Here is a 19,940-nt window from a genome sequence, read left to right as displayed (position 1 = left end):
GGGAGCGGCGCGCCGGTGTCTGTTGCAAAGTCGTGAAGGTTGGCTGTTCGACGAGCGGTCGCTCGCTGCCGATGCATCCGCCGGGCAATCCACAGGGTTTATGGGCTAGAGTCGCGCTGGTTGCCCGCGCCGATTCGACGGCGTCAGCGGTAGCCGCTCGGCCTAGGGGGCAGGGTGTTTCCTGTCTGGGGTCACTTTTGCGACAGCTTACCTGGCGGTTCCTGCTACTCACCTTCGTTTTTCTCACCCTGAGCCGGTTTGCTCTTTGCCTGTGGCTGTGGCCGCGGGTACAGCCGACGGATGGCCTGTGGCCGGTTCTGTTCGGCGGCTGGCGCATCGACCTGTGCCTGCTGGCGATGGTCTGCGCATGGCCGGCCCTGCTGTCGCCGTGGCTGGGTCACCGGCGTTGGCCCACGCGCATCACCGCCTGGTGGTATCGGTCGTGGTGGCTGCTGTTCGTGCTGCTGGAGGTGTCCACGCCGCAGTTCATCCTTGAATACGACACCCGCCCGAACCGCCTGTACGTCGAGTATCTCGACAGTCCGCATGAGGTGTCGGCGATGCTGTGGCATGGCTACAAGGGCGTGCTGCTGGCCGGGCTGGTCGCGCTGGCGCTGCTGGGCTGGCTTGGTTTCCGGCTGCTGCGCACGCGCCGGGCCGATGCGCGTATGAGGTTCTGGCTGCGGCCGCTGGTGACGGCGGCGGCGTTCGCGGTGCTGTTTCTGGCGGCCCGGGGCACGCTCGATCATCGGCCGTTGAACGCTTCGGTGGTGGCGTTCAGCGACGACAGCATGGTGAACTCGCTGCCGCTGAACTCGCTGTACAACGTGATCAACGCGATCCGCGGCATGAGCAACGAGCGTTCGGCAGCGGCGATCTACGGTCCGATGCCGGAGCAGGAGATGCAGCGCCTCGTGCGCCAGGCGGCCGGCCTGGACGGGTCGATGCCGGACCCGCGCTACCCCAGCATGCATCACCAGCAGGCCGCGGCGAAACCGGCGAAGCCGCTGAGCCTGGTGATCATCCTGGAGGAGAGCCTGGGTGCGCAGTACATCGGCACGCTGGGCGGGGACAAGCTTTCGCCGCAGTTCGATGCGCTGGCGAAAGAGGGCTGGCTGCTGGCGCGGACCTATGCCACCGGCACGCGCTCGGTGCGCGGGCTGGAGGCGGTCAATACCGGCTTTCTGCCGACCCCGGCCGAGGCGGTGCTGAAATTGCCGCGCAGCCAGCACGGCTTCTTCACCCTGGCCGGCCTGCTGGGCGAATTCGGTTACCGCTCGCGTTTCATCTACGGCGGCGAGGCGCACTTCGACAACATGAAGTCGTTCTTCCTCGGCAATGGCTTCGACGAGGTGGTCGACCAGCCGAAGTTCGAGGTGAAGCCGACCTTCGTCGGTTCGTGGGGCGCTTCCGACGAGGACATGTTCAACGAGCTGCACCACCGGCTGATGCAGGATGGCGACAAGCGCCAGTTCACGCTGGCCTTCAGCGTGTCCAACCACACGCCGTGGGAATATCCCGCCGGGCGCATCCGTGCCAGCACGCCGGCGGCCAGCGTGCAGAACACCGCGCGCTATGCCGACTGGGCGATCGGCCAGTTCTTCGCCCGCGCGAAGCGGTCGCCGTACTGGGATCACACGGTGTTCCTGGTCGTGGCCGACCACGATTCGCGCGTGTTCGGCGCCAGCCTGGTGCCGGTGCGGCACTTCCATATTCCGGCGCTGATCCTCGGTGCCGGCGTGCCGGCGCAGCGGGACGAGCATATCGTCAGTCAGATCGATCTGGCGCCGACGCTGCTGTCTCTGATCGGCATCAGCAGCGTGCACCCGATGCTGGGCGCCGACCTCACCGTGCACTATCCCGATCGCGCCATCATGCAGTACGGCGACAACTACGGTTATCTCAAGCGCGACCAGTTGCTGGTGCTGCAGCCGGGACAGCCGGCCGAGCAGTTCCACTACCAGGCGGACGGCGAAACGCTCACGCCGGTGCCGGTGGATCCCGCCCTGGACAGGCTGGCGCTGGCTCACGCGCTGTGGCCGAGCTGGGCGTATTTCAACCAGCGCTACGTGCTGCCGCCCGGGGCCATGCAGCCCGTGCCGGCACCGGCCGCGAACATGCCCGGGCCGGCGGAGCCGGCGCCATGTTGCGTGACGCGACAGCTGTAAACGAAGAAACCCGGCGTGATGCCGGGCTTCTTCATGGCGTTGCCGGCAGCGCTCAGCGCAGCAGCGAGCGCAGCATCCATGCCGTCTTCTCGTGCTCCTTCAGGCGTCCCGTGACCATGTCGGCGGTGCCGTCGTCGCCGGCCGCGTTGGCGGCCTTCAGCACGTCGCGGGCGGTGGCGGCGGCGACTTCGTGGCCTTCGACCAGCTGGCCCACCATCTCCTTCCACTCCGGTACGCCGGGTTCTTCCTTGATCGAGCTGAGCTTGGCGAACTGGCTGTAGGAGCCGGGGGCGAACACGTCCAGGGTGCGGATGCGCTCGGCGACCTCGTCGGCGGCCAGCCACAGTTCGTTGTACTGGGTCTCGAACATGGTGTGCAGGCTGTTGAACTGCGGGCCGGTGACGTTCCAGTGGAAGCTGTGGGTCTTCAGGTACAGCGAATAGGTGTCGGCCAGCAGCTTGGACAGGTGCTTGGCGACCTGCTCGCGATCTTTTTTGGCGATACCGATGGAAATGGCCATGTGCTGCTCCTTAATCTGCGATGGGTTGACTGCATGGGCAAACAGTAGCGGGTCGGTCGATGGCGGTGAAATGAATCCTTCCGATGCAGCCGATAGCCGGGGGCTATCAAGTCCGCGGCTCGCCAGCGGCTATCATGTGCGGTCCGATGAACGATGCCCAGCCGCCCGCTACCGATCCCACCGCCGATCCCGGCCTGCGCCGGCTGCGCCGGAAACTGGACGCGGTGTGCAGCCGCGATTTCGGTCGCCTGCTGGGTCGCTGGCGTGCGTTGTCGCGCCGGCCGGACGAGAAGAAGTTGGGGGCGCTGGTGGCGGATATCGAGCGCTCCGCGGCCAAACGCCGCGCCCGGGTGGCCGCCAAGCCGCCGATCCGGCTGGACGAGTCGCTGCCGATCAGCGCGCGCGGCGAGGACATCGTCAAGCTGATCCGCGAGCACCAGGTGGTGGTGATCGCCGGCGAGACCGGCTCGGGCAAGACCACCCAGCTGCCGAAACTGTGCCTGGCCGCCGGCCGCGGCGAGGCCGGCATGATCGGCTGCACCCAGCCGCGCCGGCTGGCCGCGCGCTCGGTGGCGCGCCGCGTGGCGGAGGAGCTGGGCACGCCGCTGGGCGAGGTCGTGGGTTTCCAGGTGCGCTTCAACGACCAGGTGTCCGAGCGCAGCCTGATCAAGTTCATGACCGACGGCATCCTGCTCGCCGAGACCCAGGGCGATCCGTGGCTCAGCGCGTACGACACCATCATCATCGACGAGGCGCACGAGCGCAGCCTCAACATCGACTTCCTGCTCGGCTACCTCAAGCGGCTGGCGCTGAAGCGGCCGGAGCTGAAGATCATCGTGACCTCGGCGACGATCGACACCGCACGCTTCGCCGAGCATTTCGACGGCGCGCCGGTGGTCGAGGTGGAAGGGCGCGCGTATCCGGTCGAGCTGCGCTGGCGCTCGCTGGACGAGATCGCCGCGCGGCAGGGCCGCGGCAAGGACATGCAGCAGGGCAGCGCCGAACACATCGCCGCGGTGCTCGACGAGATCACCCACGACGACCCGCGCGGCGACGTGCTGGTGTTCCTGCCCGGCGAGCGCGAGATCCGCGACGCGCACCAGCTGCTGTCGCGCCGGCAGTACCGCGAGACGGAGATCATGCCGCTGTACGCGCGGCTCTCCGCCGGCGACCAGGACCGCGTGTTCAAGCCCGGCGTGAAGCGCCGCGTGGTGCTGGCCACCAACGTCGCCGAGACCTCGCTCACGGTGCCGCGCATCCGCTACGTGATCGACACCGGCACCGCGCGTGTCAAGCGCTACAGCCAGCGCAGCCAGCTCGAACGGCTGCACGTGGAACCGGTGTCGCAGGCTGCCGCCGACCAGCGCAAGGGCCGCTGCGGCCGCGTGGGGCCGGGCATCTGCTATCGCCTGTACGACGAGGCGGATTTCGCCGGCCGCGCCGCGTTCACCGACCCGGAACTGCTGCGCTCGTCGCTGGCCAACGTGATCCTGCGCATGCTGGCGCTGCAGCTGGGCGAGGTGGACGAGTTCCCGTTCCTGGAGGCGCCCGACCCGCGCGTGGTCGCCGACGGCTTCCGCCGGCTCACCGAGATATCCGCGATCGACGATGCGCGCAGGCTCACGCCGATCGGCCGCACGCTGGCGCGGTTGCCGATCGACGTGCAGCTGGCGCGCATGCTGGTGGAAGGCGGGAAGCTGCATGCCTTGCGCGAACTGCTCACCATCGTGTCCTTCCTCAGCATCCAGGACCCGCGCGAGCGCCCGGGCGATGCACGCCAGCAGGCCGACGCCGCGCACGCCGCGTTCGCCGACCCGAAGTCCGACTTCGTCGGCGTGCTGAACCTGTGGCGCGCCTATCACGACGCCCACGAGGAACTGACCCAGTCGAAGCTGCGCGACTGGTGCTCGCGGCATTTCCTCAGCTTCATGCGCATGCGCGAATGGCGCGAGCTGCATCGGCAGCTGCTGCTGGTGGTGCAGGAGTTGGGATGGAAGCTGGATGTTTCCCCTTCCGCGCAGGGCGAAGCGCGCTCTGCTCCTCCCCCTGCGCGCAGGGGGAGGTTGGGAGGGGGTGAAGCTCTTAAGGTCAAAGGCACCCTACCCCAGCCCTCCCCTGCGAGCAGGGGAGGGAGCGAGAGCGACGCCGAGCGGCTGTACGAATCGGTTCACCGCGCCTTGCTCGCCGGTCTGCCCACCCAGGTCGGCCGCAAGGACGAAAAGGGCGTGTACCAGAGCACGCGTGAGCGCAAGTTCCAGGTATTCCCCGGTTCGGCGCTGGCCAAGGCACCGCCGAACTGGATCTTCTCCGCGCAGATCCTCGACGTCGGTGGGCGCGTGTGGGGCATGGCGAATGCGCGCGTGGAACCGCTGTGGATCGAGCAGCAGGCGGCGCACCTGCTGCGCATGAGTTGCCGCGACGCGCACTGGTCGAAGAAACGCGGCTGCGTGGTGGCGTACGAACAGGTCAGCCTGTTCGGCCTGGTGCTGGTGGAGAAGCGGCCGGTCACGTTCCAGCAACGGGATCCCGCGCTGGCCCACGCGATCTTCCTGCGCGAGGCGCTGGTGCGCGGAGACATCGACAGCGCCGACCATGGAAGGTCAAGTGCTGCGGGTGCAGGACGTGCAGGAGCAGCCGTCGATTTCGTGCGCGCGAATCAGCGCGTTTTGGAGGAAGCGCTCGGCATCGAGGCGAAGCAGCGCCGCGAGGGTTTGATCCGTCACGAGGATGATCTGGTCGCCTTCTTCGAGGGCAAGCTGCCCGAGGACGTCGCCAGCAGCCGCGCGCTGGACGCGTGGTACCGCAAGGCGCGTCCGGCCGAACAGGCCGCGCTGCGCTGGTCGCTGGACGACGTGCTGGTCGGTGGCGCGGGACTGGATGCGAAGGCTTTTCCCGCCGCCCTGGAGATTCCGCCGCTGGCCATGGATGGTCGAGTGCCGCGGGCGCAGGATGCGCAGGAGCGGCCGCAGCGCTACAAACTCGAATACCGCTTCGTCCCCGGCGACGAGGCCGATGGCGTCACCCTGCACCTGCCGCTGGCGATGTTGAACGCGCTGCCGCCGGACCGCTGCGAATGGCTGGTGCCCGGCCTGCTCGCCGACAAGGTGGCCGAACTGATCCGCGGCCTGCCGAAGGCGCTGCGCCGCAACTTCGTGCCCGCGCCGGATTTCGCCCGTGCGTTTGCCGAGGCCGAGTCGCCGCGCGACGAATCGCTGGCGAAGGCGCTGGCCACGTTCCTGAAGCGCACCACCGGCGTCGACATTGCCGCGGGCGACTTCGCCGCCGTCGAACTGCCGCCGCACTTCCTGATGCGCTACCGCCTGCATGACGAGCGCGGCAAGACGCTGGCCGGCAGTCGCGACCTCGCCGCATTGCGCGGGCAGTGGGAAGGCCAGGCGCGCGAGGCGTTCTCGCGCAAGACCGACATCGAGCTGACCCGCGAAGATGTGAGCAGCTGGGATTTCGAGGAGATTCCCGCGCAGGTGCGTTCCGACGGCGGCCTCGCCGCGTTCCCGGCGCTGGTCGACCTGGGCGAGACGGTGGCGTTGCGCGTGTTCGAGCGCGGCGACGAGGCGCGCGCGGCGCACCGGCAAGGCGTGGTGCGGCTGCTGCGCAATGCGCTGGCCAGCGAGGCGAAGCAGGCGCGCCGGCGCCTGCCGATCGGCAATGCGCTGGCCTTGCAGTACGCACCGCTTGGCGGTGTGGACGGGTTGCGCCAGGACCTGCTCGAAGGCGGCTTCGCCGACCTGCTCGAACAGCATGAGCTGGACGTGCGCACCGCCGCTGCGTTCGAGAAGCTGCGCGCACAGTTTTCGCGCGAGCTGTTCGGCGCCGGTGTCGAACGGCTGAAACTGGCAGAACCGGTGATCGAGGCGCAGGCCGAACTCAAGCCGTGGCTGCAGCCGCCGCTGCTGGGCTTCGCCCGTGCCAGCTACGACGACCTGCGCGAACAGTTCGACGCGCTGCTCCCTCCAGGCTTCCTGCGCGATTTGCCGCCGGCGCGGCTGGCGCACTACCCGCGTTACCTCAGGGCGATGCGCCTGCGCGCCGAACGCCTGCGCCTGGATCCGGCGAAAGACCAGCAGCGCATGCTGCAGGTGTTGCCGTACTGGCGCGCGTACCTGCAGCACCGCGCCGCCGGCGCCGATGCGGCGGAACTCGCCGAGCTGCGCTGGCTGATCGAAGAGTGGCGCGTGTCGCTGTTCGCGCAGGAGCTGAAGACCGCCGAACCGGTCTCGGCGAAGCGGCTGGCGAAGGCGCTGGCGGCGCTGGGCTGAACCTTCCGGTCAACGCACGCGTTTGACGTGGGCAGAATCGTTGCAGCCGGCCACGTACATCAGCCAGTTGCCGAGGATCGACGGCTTGACCTTGACCGCGGGGTTGTCCGAGCTCATGCAGGAGGGCGTGTCCGTGCCGACCTGCTCCCACGCCTGGCCGTTGTCCAGCGTGAACTGGCTATGGCCGTGCCAACCGTCGAAGTGGCCGGCGATATGCGCGTTGATCTTGCTGCGCTTTTGCGTCTCGGGATAGAACACCGGCTTGCCGCTGGCGTCGACCATCTTGGTGACGGCCTTGTCGTGCTTGCGCAGCCAGTCGTCGAGGTTCTGCAGTTCCTGCGGCGACAGCTTGTCCAGCCCGGCCGCCTTGAATTCGGCGCTGCTCATGCGCTGCTGCAGGTCGGCCTGCTGCGCCTGCACGGACAGGCAGAACAGCGGCAGCGCCAGCAGCAGCGACCGGATCAGGTGACGCGGACGGGTCGACATGGGTGCATCCTCCGGGCAGGGAACGGGCGGAACGATTCTGCGCGATAAGCCGCTCCCCCGGCCAGCCGCAGGCGAACGCCGATTCTGCGCGGTAAGCTGGTCGTGCGCCAGGCATTGGCGGAACATGCCAGCCAGCCGCGGCGAGCGCAACGCCTGCGGTGCCGCTGGCCGATGAGGAAGATCGTTTCATGGTTCAAGCCGTTTCCATCGCCGTCCCCGGCCTGCAGTCATGGCGCGACCGCGCCGGTACGCTGCCGCCGGTGCTGGCCGACGCGCTGGATGCTTGCGCCACCCGTGCGGTGGATCAGGCCGAGTGCGCCGACGTGCTGGACCTGCTCGGCATGCTCGGCTGCGACGCGCGGACCCAGGCGGCGGCGGTGTGGTTCGAACTGGCGCGGGTCGACCCGGCATGGTGGGCGGAGCGGCGCGCGAAGTTGCCGGCCGAACTGCAGCGGCTGGTCGACGGCCAGCAGGCGGCCGAACAGGTGTGGGCGCTGCATGCGCAACGGCCGCCGCAGGGTGCAGCCGAGGGCCTGCGCCGGCTGCTGCTGGCGATCGTGCGCGACCTGCGCGTGGTGTTCGTGCTGCTGGCGCGGCAACTGGCGCGGATGCGCGCGGCGGCGGCCGCGCCGGAGGCCGAACGCCAGGCGCTGGCGCGGCTGACCCGCGACATCCATGCCCCGCTGGCGAACCGGCTCGGCATCTGGCAGCTGAAGTGGGAGCTGGAAGACCTGGCATTCCGCTACCTGCAACCGGAAACCTACCGCCGCATCGCGGACCTGCTCGACGAGCGCCGCACCGATCGCGAGGCGTTCATCCGCGACTCGCTGGACGAACTGCAGCGCGCGCTGGAAGCGGCCGGCATCCATGCCGAGCTGGCCGGGCGGCCGAAGCACATCTATTCGATATGGAAGAAGATGCAGCGCAAGTCGCTGGATTTTTCCGACCTGTACGACATCCGCGCGGTGCGCGTGCTGGTCGATAACATCACCGACTGCTACGCCGCGCTGGGCGTGGTGCATTCGCTGTGGCCGCACCTGCCGGGCGAGTTCGACGACTACATCGCGCGGCCCAAGGCGAACGGCTACCAGTCGTTGCACACCGCGGTGCTGGGGCCGGCCGGCAAGACCCTGGAAGTGCAGATCCGCACCCGCGAGATGCACCGCGCCAACGAACTGGGCGTGGCCGCGCACTGGCGCTACAAGGAAGGCGGCAGCAGCGACGCCGAGTTCGAGGCGAAGATCGCCTGGATGCGCAAGCTGCTGGATACGCGCGGCGAGGACGACAGCACGCTGGCCGCCGAGCTGCAGACCGAACTGCTGGAAGACCGCGTCTACCTGCTGACCCCGAAAGGCGAGGTGTTCGACCTGGCGCGCGGCGCCACCGTGCTGGACTTCGCCTACCTGGTGCATACCGAGGTGGGCCATCGCTGCCGCGGCGCCAAGGTCAACGGCCGCATCGTGCCGCTGACGTTCCAGCCGCAAAGCGGCGACCGGGTGGAGATCCTCACCGCGAAGGTGGCCGAGCCCAGCCGCGACTGGCTGTCGCCGCACCACGGCTACCTCAACACCGCGCGGGCGAAAGACAAGGTGCGCGCTTGGTTCCGCAAGATCGCCCACGACGCGAACCTCGCGGTGGGCCGCAGCATGTTCGAGCGCGAGCTGAAGCGGCTTGCCCTGTCGAATGCGGACGTGGGCAAGCTGCCGGCGCACTTCCACCTGAAGAGCCAGGACGAGCTGCTGATCGCGCTGGCGCTGGGCGAAATCACCCCCGGCCAGATCGCCCGCGTGCTGCAGGAGGCGGCGCAGCCGCCGGAACCGGCGGTCACCCAGTCGGGCGCGCCGGTGGCTTCGCGCCACGCCACGCTCGACCACAGTGCGCTCAGCATCGAGGGCATCGGCAACCTGCTGACCACGCTGGCGCGTTGCTGCCAGCCGCTGCCCGGCGACCCGGTGCGCGGTTTCATCACCAAGGGCCGCGGCGTTTCGGTGCATCGCGCCGACTGCGGCAGCCTGGCGCGGCTGGCGCGGCGCGACCCGGACCGGGTGATCGAGGTGAGCTGGGGCAGCGCCGCCGCGCAGGCGTACGAGGTCGACATCGAACTGCGCGGCTACGACCGCAAGGGACTGCAGAAGGACGTCACCAGCGTCGTCAGCAACGCCGGGACCCACATCATCGCCTCGTCCAGCCGGCTGTTCGTGCACACCGGCGAGGTGGAGATGCGCTTCACCCTGCGCGTGCGCGACTTCGAACAGCTGTCGACCCTGCTCGGCAAGCTGCTGGCGCTGCCGAACGTGATCGACGTGCGCCGGGTCGGCGTCGGCTGAATGACCGCGCAATGCCCGCCAGCAAGCGGAACGGCGGCTGGCGGGCCGATGTTAAGCTGCGCCAACAGTCTTCATAGCCACGGAACATGAGCGGACGCCGAGACCAGCACGACGAACATCCACCGATTCGCACCGAGCCCACCCTGGGTGACTTCGATCGGTTGGATGCTCCGCGCGCGCCGGGCATGGACGGCCTGCCGCAGGTGTCGGTCGAACCGCGCCGGCCGCACGCCAGGGAAACCGGCTCGCGGCGGCACCGGCACCGCCGCGGCAGGGGTGCCCTGTGGTTGCTGCTGCTGGCGCTCGTGGCGGTCGGCGCGCTCTGGCTCAACCAGAACCGCCTGCGCGGGATGCTGCCGCGCACCGACTTCAACACGGTGCTGGTGCAGGCGCAGCAGGCCTTGCAGGATGGACGTCTGGACGGCCAGGACGGCACCAGTGCGCGCGAGCTGTTCCAGGCCGCCGCGGCGCTGGAGCCGGACAACGACCGCGCCCGCGACGGCCTGCGCCAGGTTGGCCAGGCCATGCTGGCGCAGGCCGATGCGGCGCTGCAGGCCGGCCAGCTGGGCCAGGCCGCGCAACAGGCGGCGGTGGCCCGCGAACTGCTCGGCGGCGGCAGCGACATCGACCGGCTCGATCGCACGATCGCCAGCGCCCGCGCGGCGCAGGTGCACACGGTGGACCTGGTCGACCAGGCGCAGCAGGCGCTGGCCGCCGGAAAGCTGGATGGCCCCGAGGGCGCCGGCGCGCTGTACCAGCGCGTGCTGCGCGCCGATCCCGACAATGCCGTGGCCGCGCACGGGCTCGACCAGGTCGGCTACGCACTGGCCGTGCAGGCGCGCACGGCGCTGGACGCGAAGGACAGCACGACGGCCGACGCACGTATCGAGCAACTGGCCGCGCTGCAGCCGAACAACGGCGCGCTGCCGGCGCTGCGCGCGCTGCAGGCGCAGACGCGCAAGCAGGACAACAGCGCGCTGGAGGCGGTGCTCAACGCCGGCCAGGATGCGCTGCGCGCCGGGCGCATCGACGGCAGCGGCGACGACACCGCGCTGGCCCGCTTCCAGGCCGCGCTCAAGCTCGATCCGGACAACGCGCAGGCCCGCGCCGGCCTCGGCAAGGTGGCGCAGGCGCTGACCGTACAGGCGAATGCCGCGCTCGACGACGGCGACAGGCAGCAGGCGGCGAAGCTGCTCGACCGGGCGGCGGAACTGGCGCCGAAATCGGCCGACCTCGCCGCGGCGCGCGCGCGCCTGGACAAGGCATCGGTGGCGGCACCGGCCGCACCCGCGGCCGCCGCGGAGCGAGAGCCGGAACCGCCCGCTGCCGTCGCCGTGTCGCCGCAGCAGAGTGCGGAGGTGGCGCGCCTGGTGCAGCGCGCGCAGGTGGCCACGAACAACGGCGACATCATGATGCCGCCCGGCGGCAGCGCGTACGACCTGTACCGCAGCGCGCTGGCGATCGACGGCAACGACGAGGCGGCCCTGCACGGCCTGCAGTCCCTGCCCAGCCAGGTCATACGGCAATTCAACCAGGCGCTCGCCGCCGGCAACCTGGGCAAGGCCGGCGACATGCTGGCGAACCTGGCCGAACTGGCGCCCGGCGATGCGGTGCAGGGCGCCATGGGCAACCGGCTGGCCAGCGCGTGGCTCGACCAGGCCGAGCAGCAACTGGCGCGCGGCGACCGCATCGGTGCCAGCCAGTCGCTGGAACGCGCGCGCAAGCTGACCCCTTCCAACCCGCGCGTGCTGGATCTCGGCGCCCGCCTGCAGGGTGGCGGGTGAGCGCGGCATGACGGTACTGGTGTTCGGGGGCAGCAGCCAGATCGGCCATTTCCTGTTGCCGCGCCTGCTCGCCAGCGGCGAGCAGGCGCTGGCCTTGAGCCGGCAGCCGCGACCCGCGCAAGCCGGCGTGGAGTGGCTGCAGGGAACCTTGCCCGATCGCGTGCCGCCGCTGCCGCCGCTGTCGGCGATCATCAGTTTCGGCCCGCTGCAGGGGCTGGCCGACTGGCTGGCGCAGGCCACCCTGGCCGACGCGCCGCGGGTGATCGCCACCAGCTCGATGAGCGCCGAGACCAAGCGCGATTCCAGCGTGCCGGCCGAGCGCGCCCTCGCGCGCCGGCTGCGCGACGGCGAGGCCGCGCTGGCCGCCGCCTGCGAGCGGCACGGCTGCGCCTGGACCGTGCTGCGGCCGACCCTGGTCTACGGCGCCGGCCTGGACAAGAGCCTCACCCCGATCGCCCGGCGCGCGATGCGGCTGCGAGTGTTTCCGCTGCCGGCCGGGCGCGGCCTGCGCCAGCCGGTGCATGCGGACGACATCGCGCAGGCGGTGCTGGCTGCGCTGGAGTGCCAGGCCGCGGCCGGCCGGATCCTGCCGATCGGCGGCGGCGAACGGCTGCGTTCCGGCGAAATGTTCGCGCGGGTGCGCGGCAGCCTGTCGCGCAGCACCGTGCCCTTGCCGTTGCCGGCGTGGCTGCTGCGTCTGGGCCAGCGCGCGCTGCCGCCGTTGCGCGGCCCGCTGAGCCGGCTCGACAGCGACCTGGTCGCCGACAACGGCGAGTTGCAGCGCCTGCTCGGCATCCGTCCGCGACCGTTCCGCCCCGACCCCGCGATGTGGGTGCCGCCGCGCTAGCCATGCGTCATTTGCCCGCGTTTCGCCCCGAAACCGCCCGCCGCGTTCATATGCCCGCCGGGTAGCAGGCCCTATGATCGAGCCACCCGATAGCCGGATTTACCCACGTTGGCCTTGATGACCCGTACTCGCTCGTTTGCGCGCCGCTGCTGGCCGTGGCTGCGCATCCCGTTCTGGATCGGCATGGGCCTGCTGTTCGGCTTCGTGCTGCCGTACACGCTGGTACTGAACAAGCGGGTGCAGGACCGCTTCAACGAGCTGGTGTTCGCGGTGCCCACCAAGGTCTACGCGCGGCCCTTGCCGCTGGCCGCCGGCACGCCGATGACGCCGGCGGCGCTGGAACTGGAACTGACCTTCGCCGGCTACAGCAACGACGGCAAGGGCCAGGTCGCCGGCAGCTGGGTGAAGCAGGGCGCGCGCTACACGATCGCCTCGCGCGGCTACGCTGGTCCGGACGGCGGCGAGCTGCCCAAGCGCATCCGCGTCACGCTGGGTCGGGGCACGGTGCAGTCGGTGCAGGACGCCGCCAGCGGCAAGCCGATCGAACTCGCCCACCTGGACCCGGCGCGCATCGCCACGCTGTACGGCGCCAGCCAGGAGGAGCGCCGCTTCGTGCGCCTGGCCGACGTGCCGCCGCTGCTGGTCAGCGGCCTGCAGGCGGTCGAGGACCGCGACTTCAACCATCACATCGGCATCGACGTCAGCGCGATCGCGCGCGCCGCGTTCGCCAACCTGCGCGCCGGGCATACCGTGCAGGGTGGCTCCACGCTGACCCAGCAACTGGTGCGCAACCTGTTCCTCAGCCGCGACCAGAACCTCACGCGCAAGATCAACGAGGCGCTGATGTCGCTGCTGCTGGAGGCGCACTACAGCAAGGGGCGCATCCTCGAGGCCTACGTCAACGACGTGTTCCTTGGCCAGCAGGGCGGGCAGGCCGTGCACGGTTTCGCGGCGGCGTCGGAGTTCTACTTCGGCCGCCGGCTGGAGGACCTGCGGCCGCAGGAGATCGCGCTGCTGGTGGGCATGGTGAAGGGGCCGAGCTACTACGATCCGCGCCGCTCGCCGCAGCGCGCGCTGACCCGGCGCAACCTGGTGCTGCAGGAATTCTTCGAGACCAACCTGATCAGCGCAGGGCAGCTCAATGCCGCGCAGGCGGCGCCGCTGGACATCGTCAAGAACGGCCAGCTGCCGCACAACCGCTTCCCCGCCTTCATGGACCTGGTGCGCAAGCAGATCACCGCCGACTTCGACGAGCAGGCGCTGCGCGAGGGCAACCTGTCGATCTTCACCACGCTCGACCCGGCCGCGCAGCTGTACACCGAGCAGGCGATCACCAGCACGCTGAAGGGCCTGGGCAAGCGCGGCGACGGCGTGCAGGCGGCCGCGGTGGTGACCGATGCGCACAGCGGCAGCGTGCTGGCCGTGGTCGGCAGCAAGACGCCGGGCGACCCGGGCTTCAACCGCGCGCTGGATTCGCGCCGGCCGATCGGCTCGACGATCAAGCCGTTCGTCTACCTGGTTGCGCTGACCCAGCCGGAGCGCTGGAACCTCGCCAGCATGATGGACGACAGCCCGGTCAGCATGCGCCAGCCCGACGGCAGCTACTGGACGCCGCAGAACGACGACCACCGCAGCCACGATCCGCTGATCATGGTCGACGCGCTGGCGCATTCGTGGAACCTGGCGACGATCCACCTCGGGCTGCAGGTGGGCCTGCCGCGGATCCAGGCGTTCCTGAAATCGTTCGGCATCGGCGACATCAACCCCAGCCCGTCGCTCCTGATCGGTGCGCTCGACCTGGCGCCGCTGCAGCTGGCCCAGCTGTACCAGTACCTTGCCGCCGACGGCCATGCGCTGCCGCTGGTGGCGGTGCGCGGCGTGCTCGACGGCAACGGCCGCACCATCAAGCGCTACCAGGTGCAGGGCGGCCGCGGCGAATACCAGGAAGCGGTGCGGCTGACCACCTGGGCGATGCAGCAGGTGGCCGAGTACGGCACCGCCAGCGCGCTGGGCAATTCCGCGCTGGCCTCGCTGCACGCCGCCGGCAAGACCGGCACCAGCAACGACATGCGCGACAGCTGGTTCGCCGGCTTCACCGGCGAGCACCTGGCGGTGTTCTGGATGGGCCGCGACGACAACAAGCCGACCACCCTGTTCGGCGCCAGCGGCGGCCTGCGCGCATGGCGCGACCTGTTCGCCAAGCTGCCGAGCCGGCCGCTGTCGGCCGCACCCGGCGAGGGGCTGGAGATGGCCTGGATCAACCCGGCCAGCGGCAAACGCACCGAGCCGCAATGCGAGGGTGCGCAGCAGGTGCCGGTGATCGCCGATACCTTGCCGGCCGACACCGAGGGCTGTTTCTGGCAGGGCATCCAGAGCCTGTTCGGCGGCAGCGACAATCCACCCCCACCGGCTACTGGCGCCATACCTGCCGCGCCCGGCGCACCGAGCGGAAACTGATCATGCACTACCTGGGCAAAGGTTTTTCCCTGTGGCTGGCGACGGGCCTGCTGGCCGGCTGCGGCATGTTCGCCACCACGCCACCGCCGGATACGCGCCCACCGTTGCCGACCTATGACCAGGTGGCCACCATCCGCGCCGCCGGCGACCGCGAGAAATCCATCATCGACGTGAACCCGTTGCGCGATCCCGGCATCACCGCGCTGCAGGACGCCGCACAGCGCGACGAGCAGGCCGGCAAGTACGCCGACGCCGCGGCCAAGCTGGACCAGGCGTTGAAGCTCAATCCGGATTCGCCCGACCTGCTGCAGGAGCGCGCCGAAATGGCGGTGCGCCTGAAGGATTTCTCCGCTGCCGAGAAGCTGGCCCACAAGTCGTGGTCGCTCGGCCCCAGGCTGGGCCCGCTGTGCGCGCGCAACTGGCAGACCATCGTGGAGATGCGCCTGCAGGCACGCGACCACACCGGCGCCGAGACCGCGCGCAAGTGGGTGGGGCAGTGCCACAAGGCGGGGATTCCGCGCTACTGAGCGGACCGCCGGACGTCACGGCGGGGCACCTTGCACCAGGCTCAGAACAACGCTGCCAGTACCAGCACGATGCCGACGATGCTCGCCGCCCAGATCAGGGTGCGCAGGTAGGGAATGCCGGCGGCGTATACCGGCACGTAGGCCAGCCGGGCCCAGAAGTAGAGCTGGGCGCCGAGCACGGTCATTTCGTCGTGGCGCTGCAGCAGGTGCGCGGCCAGCACCACGGCGGCGAACAGCGGAAAGGTTTCCAGGAAATTCGCGCGGGCGCGGTCCAGCCGGCCGCCGATGCCGCTGAGCGGCGGCTTCACCTCGTCACGCGCGCTGGCGGCCCAGTCCAGTCCGCGCTGGCCGACCGAGCAGGTCGCGGCCAGCGCGATCTGCACCAGTCCCAGCACGACACTCCACACCAGCATGCACAATTCGGTCGTCATGATGCGTCTCCCCCGTGGCGGTGCCGGCATGGTGAACCATGCCCGGCGCTGCCGCCAGTAGCCGTGACGAATGCTATGCCGCGCGCCTGGCGCGGGCGCGGGCGAGGAACTGCTCGACCCGCTCCAGCGGGATGCGGTCGCCGGCATCGCGGCCGTAGTACGCCTCGATGATGCGGCCGTGCTCGTTGATCAGGAAGTCGGCCGGCATCAGGTTGCCGGTGTTGAGGCCGGCCAGGCCGACCAGGCGCATGCCCTTGAGCAGGGTCGGCACGCGCGTCACGATCGCCTTCAGCTTGCGCCACAGCGAGCGCTCGATGCCGTAGAGCTCGTGCGCGCTCGACGTGGGGTCGGCGGCGATCTGGAACGGGCGCGGCCGGTGTCCGGCGAAGCGCAGAACGTCCGCCTGCGAGGCGCTGAACACGGCGACGATGTCCAGTCCGCGCGCGGCCAGTTCCGCGTGCTGGTTGGTCAGTTCGTAAATGCGGAAATTGCAGAATGGGCAGGCGGCGTCGCGGAAGAACGACAGCAGGGTGAGCCGGCCGCGGCTGCTGACCATGATCGGCTGGCCGTGGATGTCGACCAGGTCGAGCGCGGGTGCCGGCTCGGGTGCGAACAGTCTCACGTCGGTTCTCCTTCGGCAGGCGGGCGCATGGCTGCCGAATTGATGCGTCGGCGCCGGTCGAGGTTCCCGCTGCCGCTTTGTCGCACGCTGCCGCTCCGCCATACTTGGCGGATGAACGACCTCGATGACACCGAGTCCGACGACGTCGGCGCCCTGCTCGGTGCCGATGGCCCGTTCGCGCGCGAACTGCCGAACTTCGCGCCGCGGCTGGCGCAGCAGGCGATGGCGCGCGCGGTGCAGCAGGCGATCGCCGGACGCGACACGCTGATCGCCGAGGCCGGCACCGGCACCGGCAAGACCTACGCGTACCTGGTGCCGGCGCTGCTGTCGGGCGAGCGGGTGATCATCTCCACCGGCACCAAGGCGCTGCAGGACCAGCTGTATTTCCGCGATCTTCCGAAGGTGCGCTCGGTGCTCGGCGCGCGCTTGAAGACTGCGCTGCTGAAGGGCCGCGCGAACTACCTGTGCCTGTATCGGCTCGACCAGACCGTGCGCGAGGGCGCCACCTTCGAGCGCGCGCAGGCCGCGCAGCTGGCGACGATCCGCGCGTGGTCCGCACGCACCCGCCGCGGCGACCGCATGGAGCTGGCCGAAGTGCCGGAGGAATCGTCGCTGTGGCCGCGCGTCACCTCCACGCCGGAAAACTGCCTCGGCGTGGAGTGCCCGTTCTTCGACGACTGCCACGTGGTGAAGGCGCGGCGCGAGGCGCTGGAAGCCGACGTGGTGGTGGTCAATCACCACCTGCTGTTCGCCGACCTGGCGCTGAAGCAGGAAGGCTTTGGCGAGATCCTGCCGGGCGCCGCAGCTTTCATCCTGGACGAGGCGCACCAGATCCCCGAGCTGGCCGGGCAGTTCTTCTCGCAGAGCATCAGCGCGCGCCAGCTGACCGAGCTGGCGCAGGACACGCTGACCGAATGCAGCGGCGTCACCGGCGCGATCGGCCTGCTGCTGGAGCCGGTGGAAGCGCTGCAGGACGCGTTGCGCAAATTGCGCCTGGCGCTGGAGCCGCTGCCCGCGCGCGGCGCGTTCCAATTGCTGGAGGATCGCGCCGATGTGCACACCTCGCTGCACGACTTGCGCGAACTGCTGGCCACGCTGGCCGAACTGCTCGCCTCGCAGGCCGAACGCTCGCGCGGTTTCGCCAACCTGCACGAGCGCGCCGGGCTGTTCAACGAGCGGCTGGACCGCATCGTCGAGTCGCACGGCGATCGTGACGTGCGCTGGTACGAAACCTTTCCGCGCGGCTTCGCGCTGTACGCCACGCCGCTGGACCTGGCGGTGCCGATGCGCGGCCTGCGCGAACGCACCCAGGCGGCCTGGATCCACACCTCGGCCACGCTGTCGGTGGCCGGCAACTTCGACCACTTCGCGCGCCAGCTCGGCCTCGACGATCCGCAGACGCTGAGCCTGGAAAGCCCGTTCGACTACGCGCATCAGGGCCTGTGCTACCTGCCGTCCGGCTTGGCGGATCCGAACGCCCGCGACTATACCGAGCAGGTGATCGAGACCGTGCTGCCGGTGCTGCACGCCTCCAACGGCCGCGCCTTCCTGCTGTTCACCTCGCACCGAGCGCTGCGCCGTGCGGCTGAGCTGCTGCAGGACAAGGTGCCGTGGCCGCTGTTCGTGCAGGGCACCGCGCCGCGTCCAAGACTGCTGGAGGAATTCCGTGCCAGCGGCCATGGCGTGCTGCTCGGCGCGGCCAGTTTCTGGGAAGGCGTCGACGTGGTCGGCGAGGCGCTCAGCGTGGTGGTGATCGACAAGCTGCCGTTCGCCGCGCCCGACGATCCGGTGCTGATGGCGCGCCTTGCCGCGCTCGAACAATCCGGCATCAATCCGTTCATGGGCTGGCAGGTGCCCAGCGCCGTGATCGCGCTGAAGCAGGGTGCCGGTCGCCTGATCCGCGACATGCACGACCGTGGCGTGCTGGTGCTGTGCGACCCGCGCCTCACCAGCAAGGGCTATGGCAAGCTTTTCCTCGCCAGCCTGCCGCCGATGCCGCGCACGCGCGAGCTGGCGGATGTGCAGGCGTTCTTCGATACTGCAGAAACCCGTTCGTCCTGAGCGTAGCGCAGCCCGCCGGCAAACCCGATCGAGAGAGGACAGCAACATGGCCAAGGTCACCGGACTCGGCGGCATCTTCTTCAAATCACGCGACCCCGCCGCGCTCGGCGCGTGGTACGCACAACATCTCGGCCTGAACGTCGAGGAGTGGGGCGGCGCCCGCTTCGACGAGGACGCCCAGCGCCCCGGCTACACTCTGTGGTCTCCCTTCGCTGCCGACACCGGCTATTTCGGACCCGGCACGCAGCCTTACATGATCAATTTCCGCGTCGACGACCTGGACGCGCTACTGGCGCAATTGCGCGTTGCCGGCGTCGAAGTGGACGAGCGCATCGAACAGAGCGAGTTCGGCCGCTTCGGCTGGGTCGTCGATCCCGAAGGCACGCGCGTCGAGTTGTGGCAGCCGCCCGCGTAGCGACGCGATTCTGCCTTGCCGCGAGGTCCGATCCGGCAACGCTCAGGTCAGCGCAACCTCGACCGTCACGTGTACCAGTTCATCGTGGACGGCCAGTTGCCGGCGGACTTCCCCGGCGCTGATGGCCGAGGTGGCGACCAGTCCGAGGATGCAGGCGTAGCTGTTGCGGCCGACGCGCCAGACATGCAGGTCGCTGACGGCCGCCGTCGTGAAATGTTCCTTCACCACGTCGCGGATTTCCTCGACCACCGGCTGGTCCATCTCGGCGTCCAGAAGAATCCTGCCGGACTCGCGCAGCAGGCCCCAGGCCCATCGCGCCACCAGGATCGAACCCACGATGCCCATGACCGGATCGAGCCAGGAAGCGCCGTAAAGCTTGCCTCCGACGAGCGCGACGATGGCGAGCACGGAGGTTGCCGCGTCCGCGATGACGTGCAGGTAGGCCGCGCGCAGGTTCACGTCATGGTGATGGCCGTGCCCATGCCCATGCCCGTGCCCATGATGGCGGTGTCCATGCTCATGGCTGTGCTCTCCCTTCAACAGCCACGCGCACAACAGGTTGACGCCCAGGCCGATCACCGCGATCGGAATGGCCTCGTCGTAATGGATCGCAGCGGGCGCGAACAGCCGTTCGATCGACTGGACCATCATCAACGCGGCGACGACGGCGAGCAGCAAGGCGCTGCTGTAGCCGCCGAGAATCTCGATCTTCCACGTGCCGAAGGCGAACCGCCGGTCCTTCGCATAGCGCCTGGCAAACACGTAGGCCATGACGGACAGCCCCATCGCCAGCGCGTGCGAACTCATGTGCCAGCCGTCGGCCAGCAGGGCCATCGAGTTCAGCCAGTAACCGCCCACGATTTCCACCACCATCATGGCCGCCGTGATGAACACCACGCGCCGGGTATTGCGCTCCGCCTTCGCGTCGACGTGGTTGAACTGGTGGCTGTGGATGAATGGCGAGGCGTCGGGGGCGGGCATGGTTCGTTCTCTGGCGATATACTCCCCCATAGTATAT

Annotated in this window: 14 protein-coding genes; 9 read left to right on the top strand and 5 right to left on the bottom strand. The window is 69.5% G+C overall.

Annotated features, from left to right (window positions below; genetic code table 11):
• Window positions 1–197: 197 nt before the first annotated feature.
• Window positions 198–2,168 carry an LTA synthase family protein gene (locus tag KK131_RS15410; protein ID WP_214557608.1) on the top strand — a complete coding sequence of 657 codons (1,971 nt, stop codon included), beginning with the start codon at window positions 198–200 and terminating at the stop codon, window positions 2,166–2,168.
• 52 nt (window positions 2,169–2,220) lie between these two features.
• On the opposite strand, the gene KK131_RS15405 is transcribed toward KK131_RS15410, so the two are convergent.
• A complete protein-coding gene (locus KK131_RS15405) occupies window positions 2,221–2,688 on the bottom strand; it encodes a Dps family protein (RefSeq protein ID WP_214557607.1) in 468 nt (155 codons plus the stop codon).
• Window positions 2,689–2,834: 146 nt separating this feature from the next.
• Between KK131_RS15405 and hrpA the strand changes: the two genes are divergently transcribed.
• Complete coding sequence (hrpA, locus tag KK131_RS15400) at window positions 2,835–6,965, top strand: ATP-dependent RNA helicase HrpA (RefSeq protein WP_214557606.1); 4,131 nt, start codon at window positions 2,835–2,837, stop codon at window positions 6,963–6,965.
• 9 nt (window positions 6,966–6,974) lie between these two features.
• On the opposite strand, the gene KK131_RS15395 is transcribed toward hrpA, so the two are convergent.
• The gene (locus tag KK131_RS15395; RefSeq protein ID WP_214557605.1) at window positions 6,975–7,451 is read right to left on the bottom strand and encodes a hypothetical protein; all 477 of its coding nucleotides are present in this window, start codon (window positions 7,449–7,451) and stop codon (window positions 6,975–6,977) included.
• Between the two features lie 188 nt (window positions 7,452–7,639).
• On the opposite strand from KK131_RS15395, the gene KK131_RS15390 reads away from it, so the two are divergent.
• From KK131_RS15390 to KK131_RS15370, 5 genes are all read left to right on the top strand, one after another.
• Complete coding sequence (locus tag KK131_RS15390; RefSeq protein ID WP_214557604.1) at window positions 7,640–9,778, top strand: bifunctional (p)ppGpp synthetase/guanosine-3',5'-bis(diphosphate) 3'-pyrophosphohydrolase; 2,139 nt, start codon at window positions 7,640–7,642, stop codon at window positions 9,776–9,778.
• Window positions 9,779–9,864: 86 nt separating this feature from the next.
• Window positions 9,865–11,562, top strand: coding sequence for a hypothetical protein (locus tag KK131_RS15385; RefSeq protein WP_214557603.1), 1,698 nt, complete (start codon window positions 9,865–9,867; stop codon window positions 11,560–11,562).
• Window positions 11,563–11,569: 7 nt separating this feature from the next.
• The gene (locus KK131_RS15380) at window positions 11,570–12,409 is read left to right on the top strand and encodes an NAD-dependent epimerase/dehydratase family protein (protein ID WP_214557602.1); all 840 of its coding nucleotides are present in this window, start codon (window positions 11,570–11,572) and stop codon (window positions 12,407–12,409) included.
• Window positions 12,410–12,517: 108 nt separating this feature from the next.
• Entirely contained in the window at window positions 12,518–14,866 is a 2,349-nt protein-coding gene (gene mrcB, locus KK131_RS15375) for a penicillin-binding protein 1B (RefSeq protein WP_214557601.1), read from the top strand.
• 2 nt (window positions 14,867–14,868) lie between these two features.
• A complete protein-coding gene (locus KK131_RS15370; RefSeq protein ID WP_214557600.1) occupies window positions 14,869–15,393 on the top strand; it encodes a tetratricopeptide repeat protein in 525 nt (174 codons plus the stop codon).
• Window positions 15,394–15,434: 41 nt separating this feature from the next.
• Here KK131_RS15370 and KK131_RS15365 read toward each other — a convergent pair whose 3' ends face one another.
• Both KK131_RS15365 and KK131_RS15360 read right to left on the bottom strand, forming a co-directional pair.
• On the bottom strand, window positions 15,435–15,824 hold the full coding sequence (locus KK131_RS15365) for an MAPEG family protein (RefSeq protein WP_214557599.1): 390 nt from the start codon (window positions 15,822–15,824) through the stop codon (window positions 15,435–15,437).
• Window positions 15,825–15,897: 73 nt separating this feature from the next.
• Entirely contained in the window at window positions 15,898–16,446 is a 549-nt protein-coding gene (locus KK131_RS15360) for a redoxin domain-containing protein (protein WP_214557598.1), read from the bottom strand.
• A 111-nt stretch (window positions 16,447–16,557) separates the two neighbouring features.
• Here KK131_RS15360 and KK131_RS15355 point away from each other — a divergent pair, with 111 nt between their 5' ends.
• Window positions 16,558–18,507, top strand: coding sequence for an ATP-dependent DNA helicase (locus KK131_RS15355; protein WP_214557597.1), 1,950 nt, complete (start codon window positions 16,558–16,560; stop codon window positions 18,505–18,507).
• Window positions 18,508–18,553: 46 nt separating this feature from the next.
• Window positions 18,554–18,922, top strand: a complete 369-nt coding sequence (locus KK131_RS15350) for a VOC family protein (RefSeq protein ID WP_214557596.1) — start codon at window positions 18,554–18,556, stop codon at window positions 18,920–18,922.
• A gap of 42 nt (window positions 18,923–18,964) precedes the next feature.
• Here the strand turns inward: KK131_RS15350 and dmeF are convergent, their stop codons facing one another.
• Window positions 18,965–19,903, bottom strand: coding sequence for a CDF family Co(II)/Ni(II) efflux transporter DmeF (gene dmeF / locus KK131_RS15345; protein ID WP_214557595.1), 939 nt, complete (start codon window positions 19,901–19,903; stop codon window positions 18,965–18,967).
• Window positions 19,904–19,940: the final 37 nt, after the last annotated feature.

Origin of the sequence: Rhodanobacter sp. LX-99 (assembly GCF_018599185.1) — a bacterium.
Lineage (GTDB): Bacteria > Pseudomonadota > Gammaproteobacteria > Xanthomonadales > Rhodanobacteraceae > Rhodanobacter.
The sequence above is the reverse complement of the archived record's forward strand: the minus strand, read 5'-3'. Positions and strand labels throughout refer to the sequence as shown.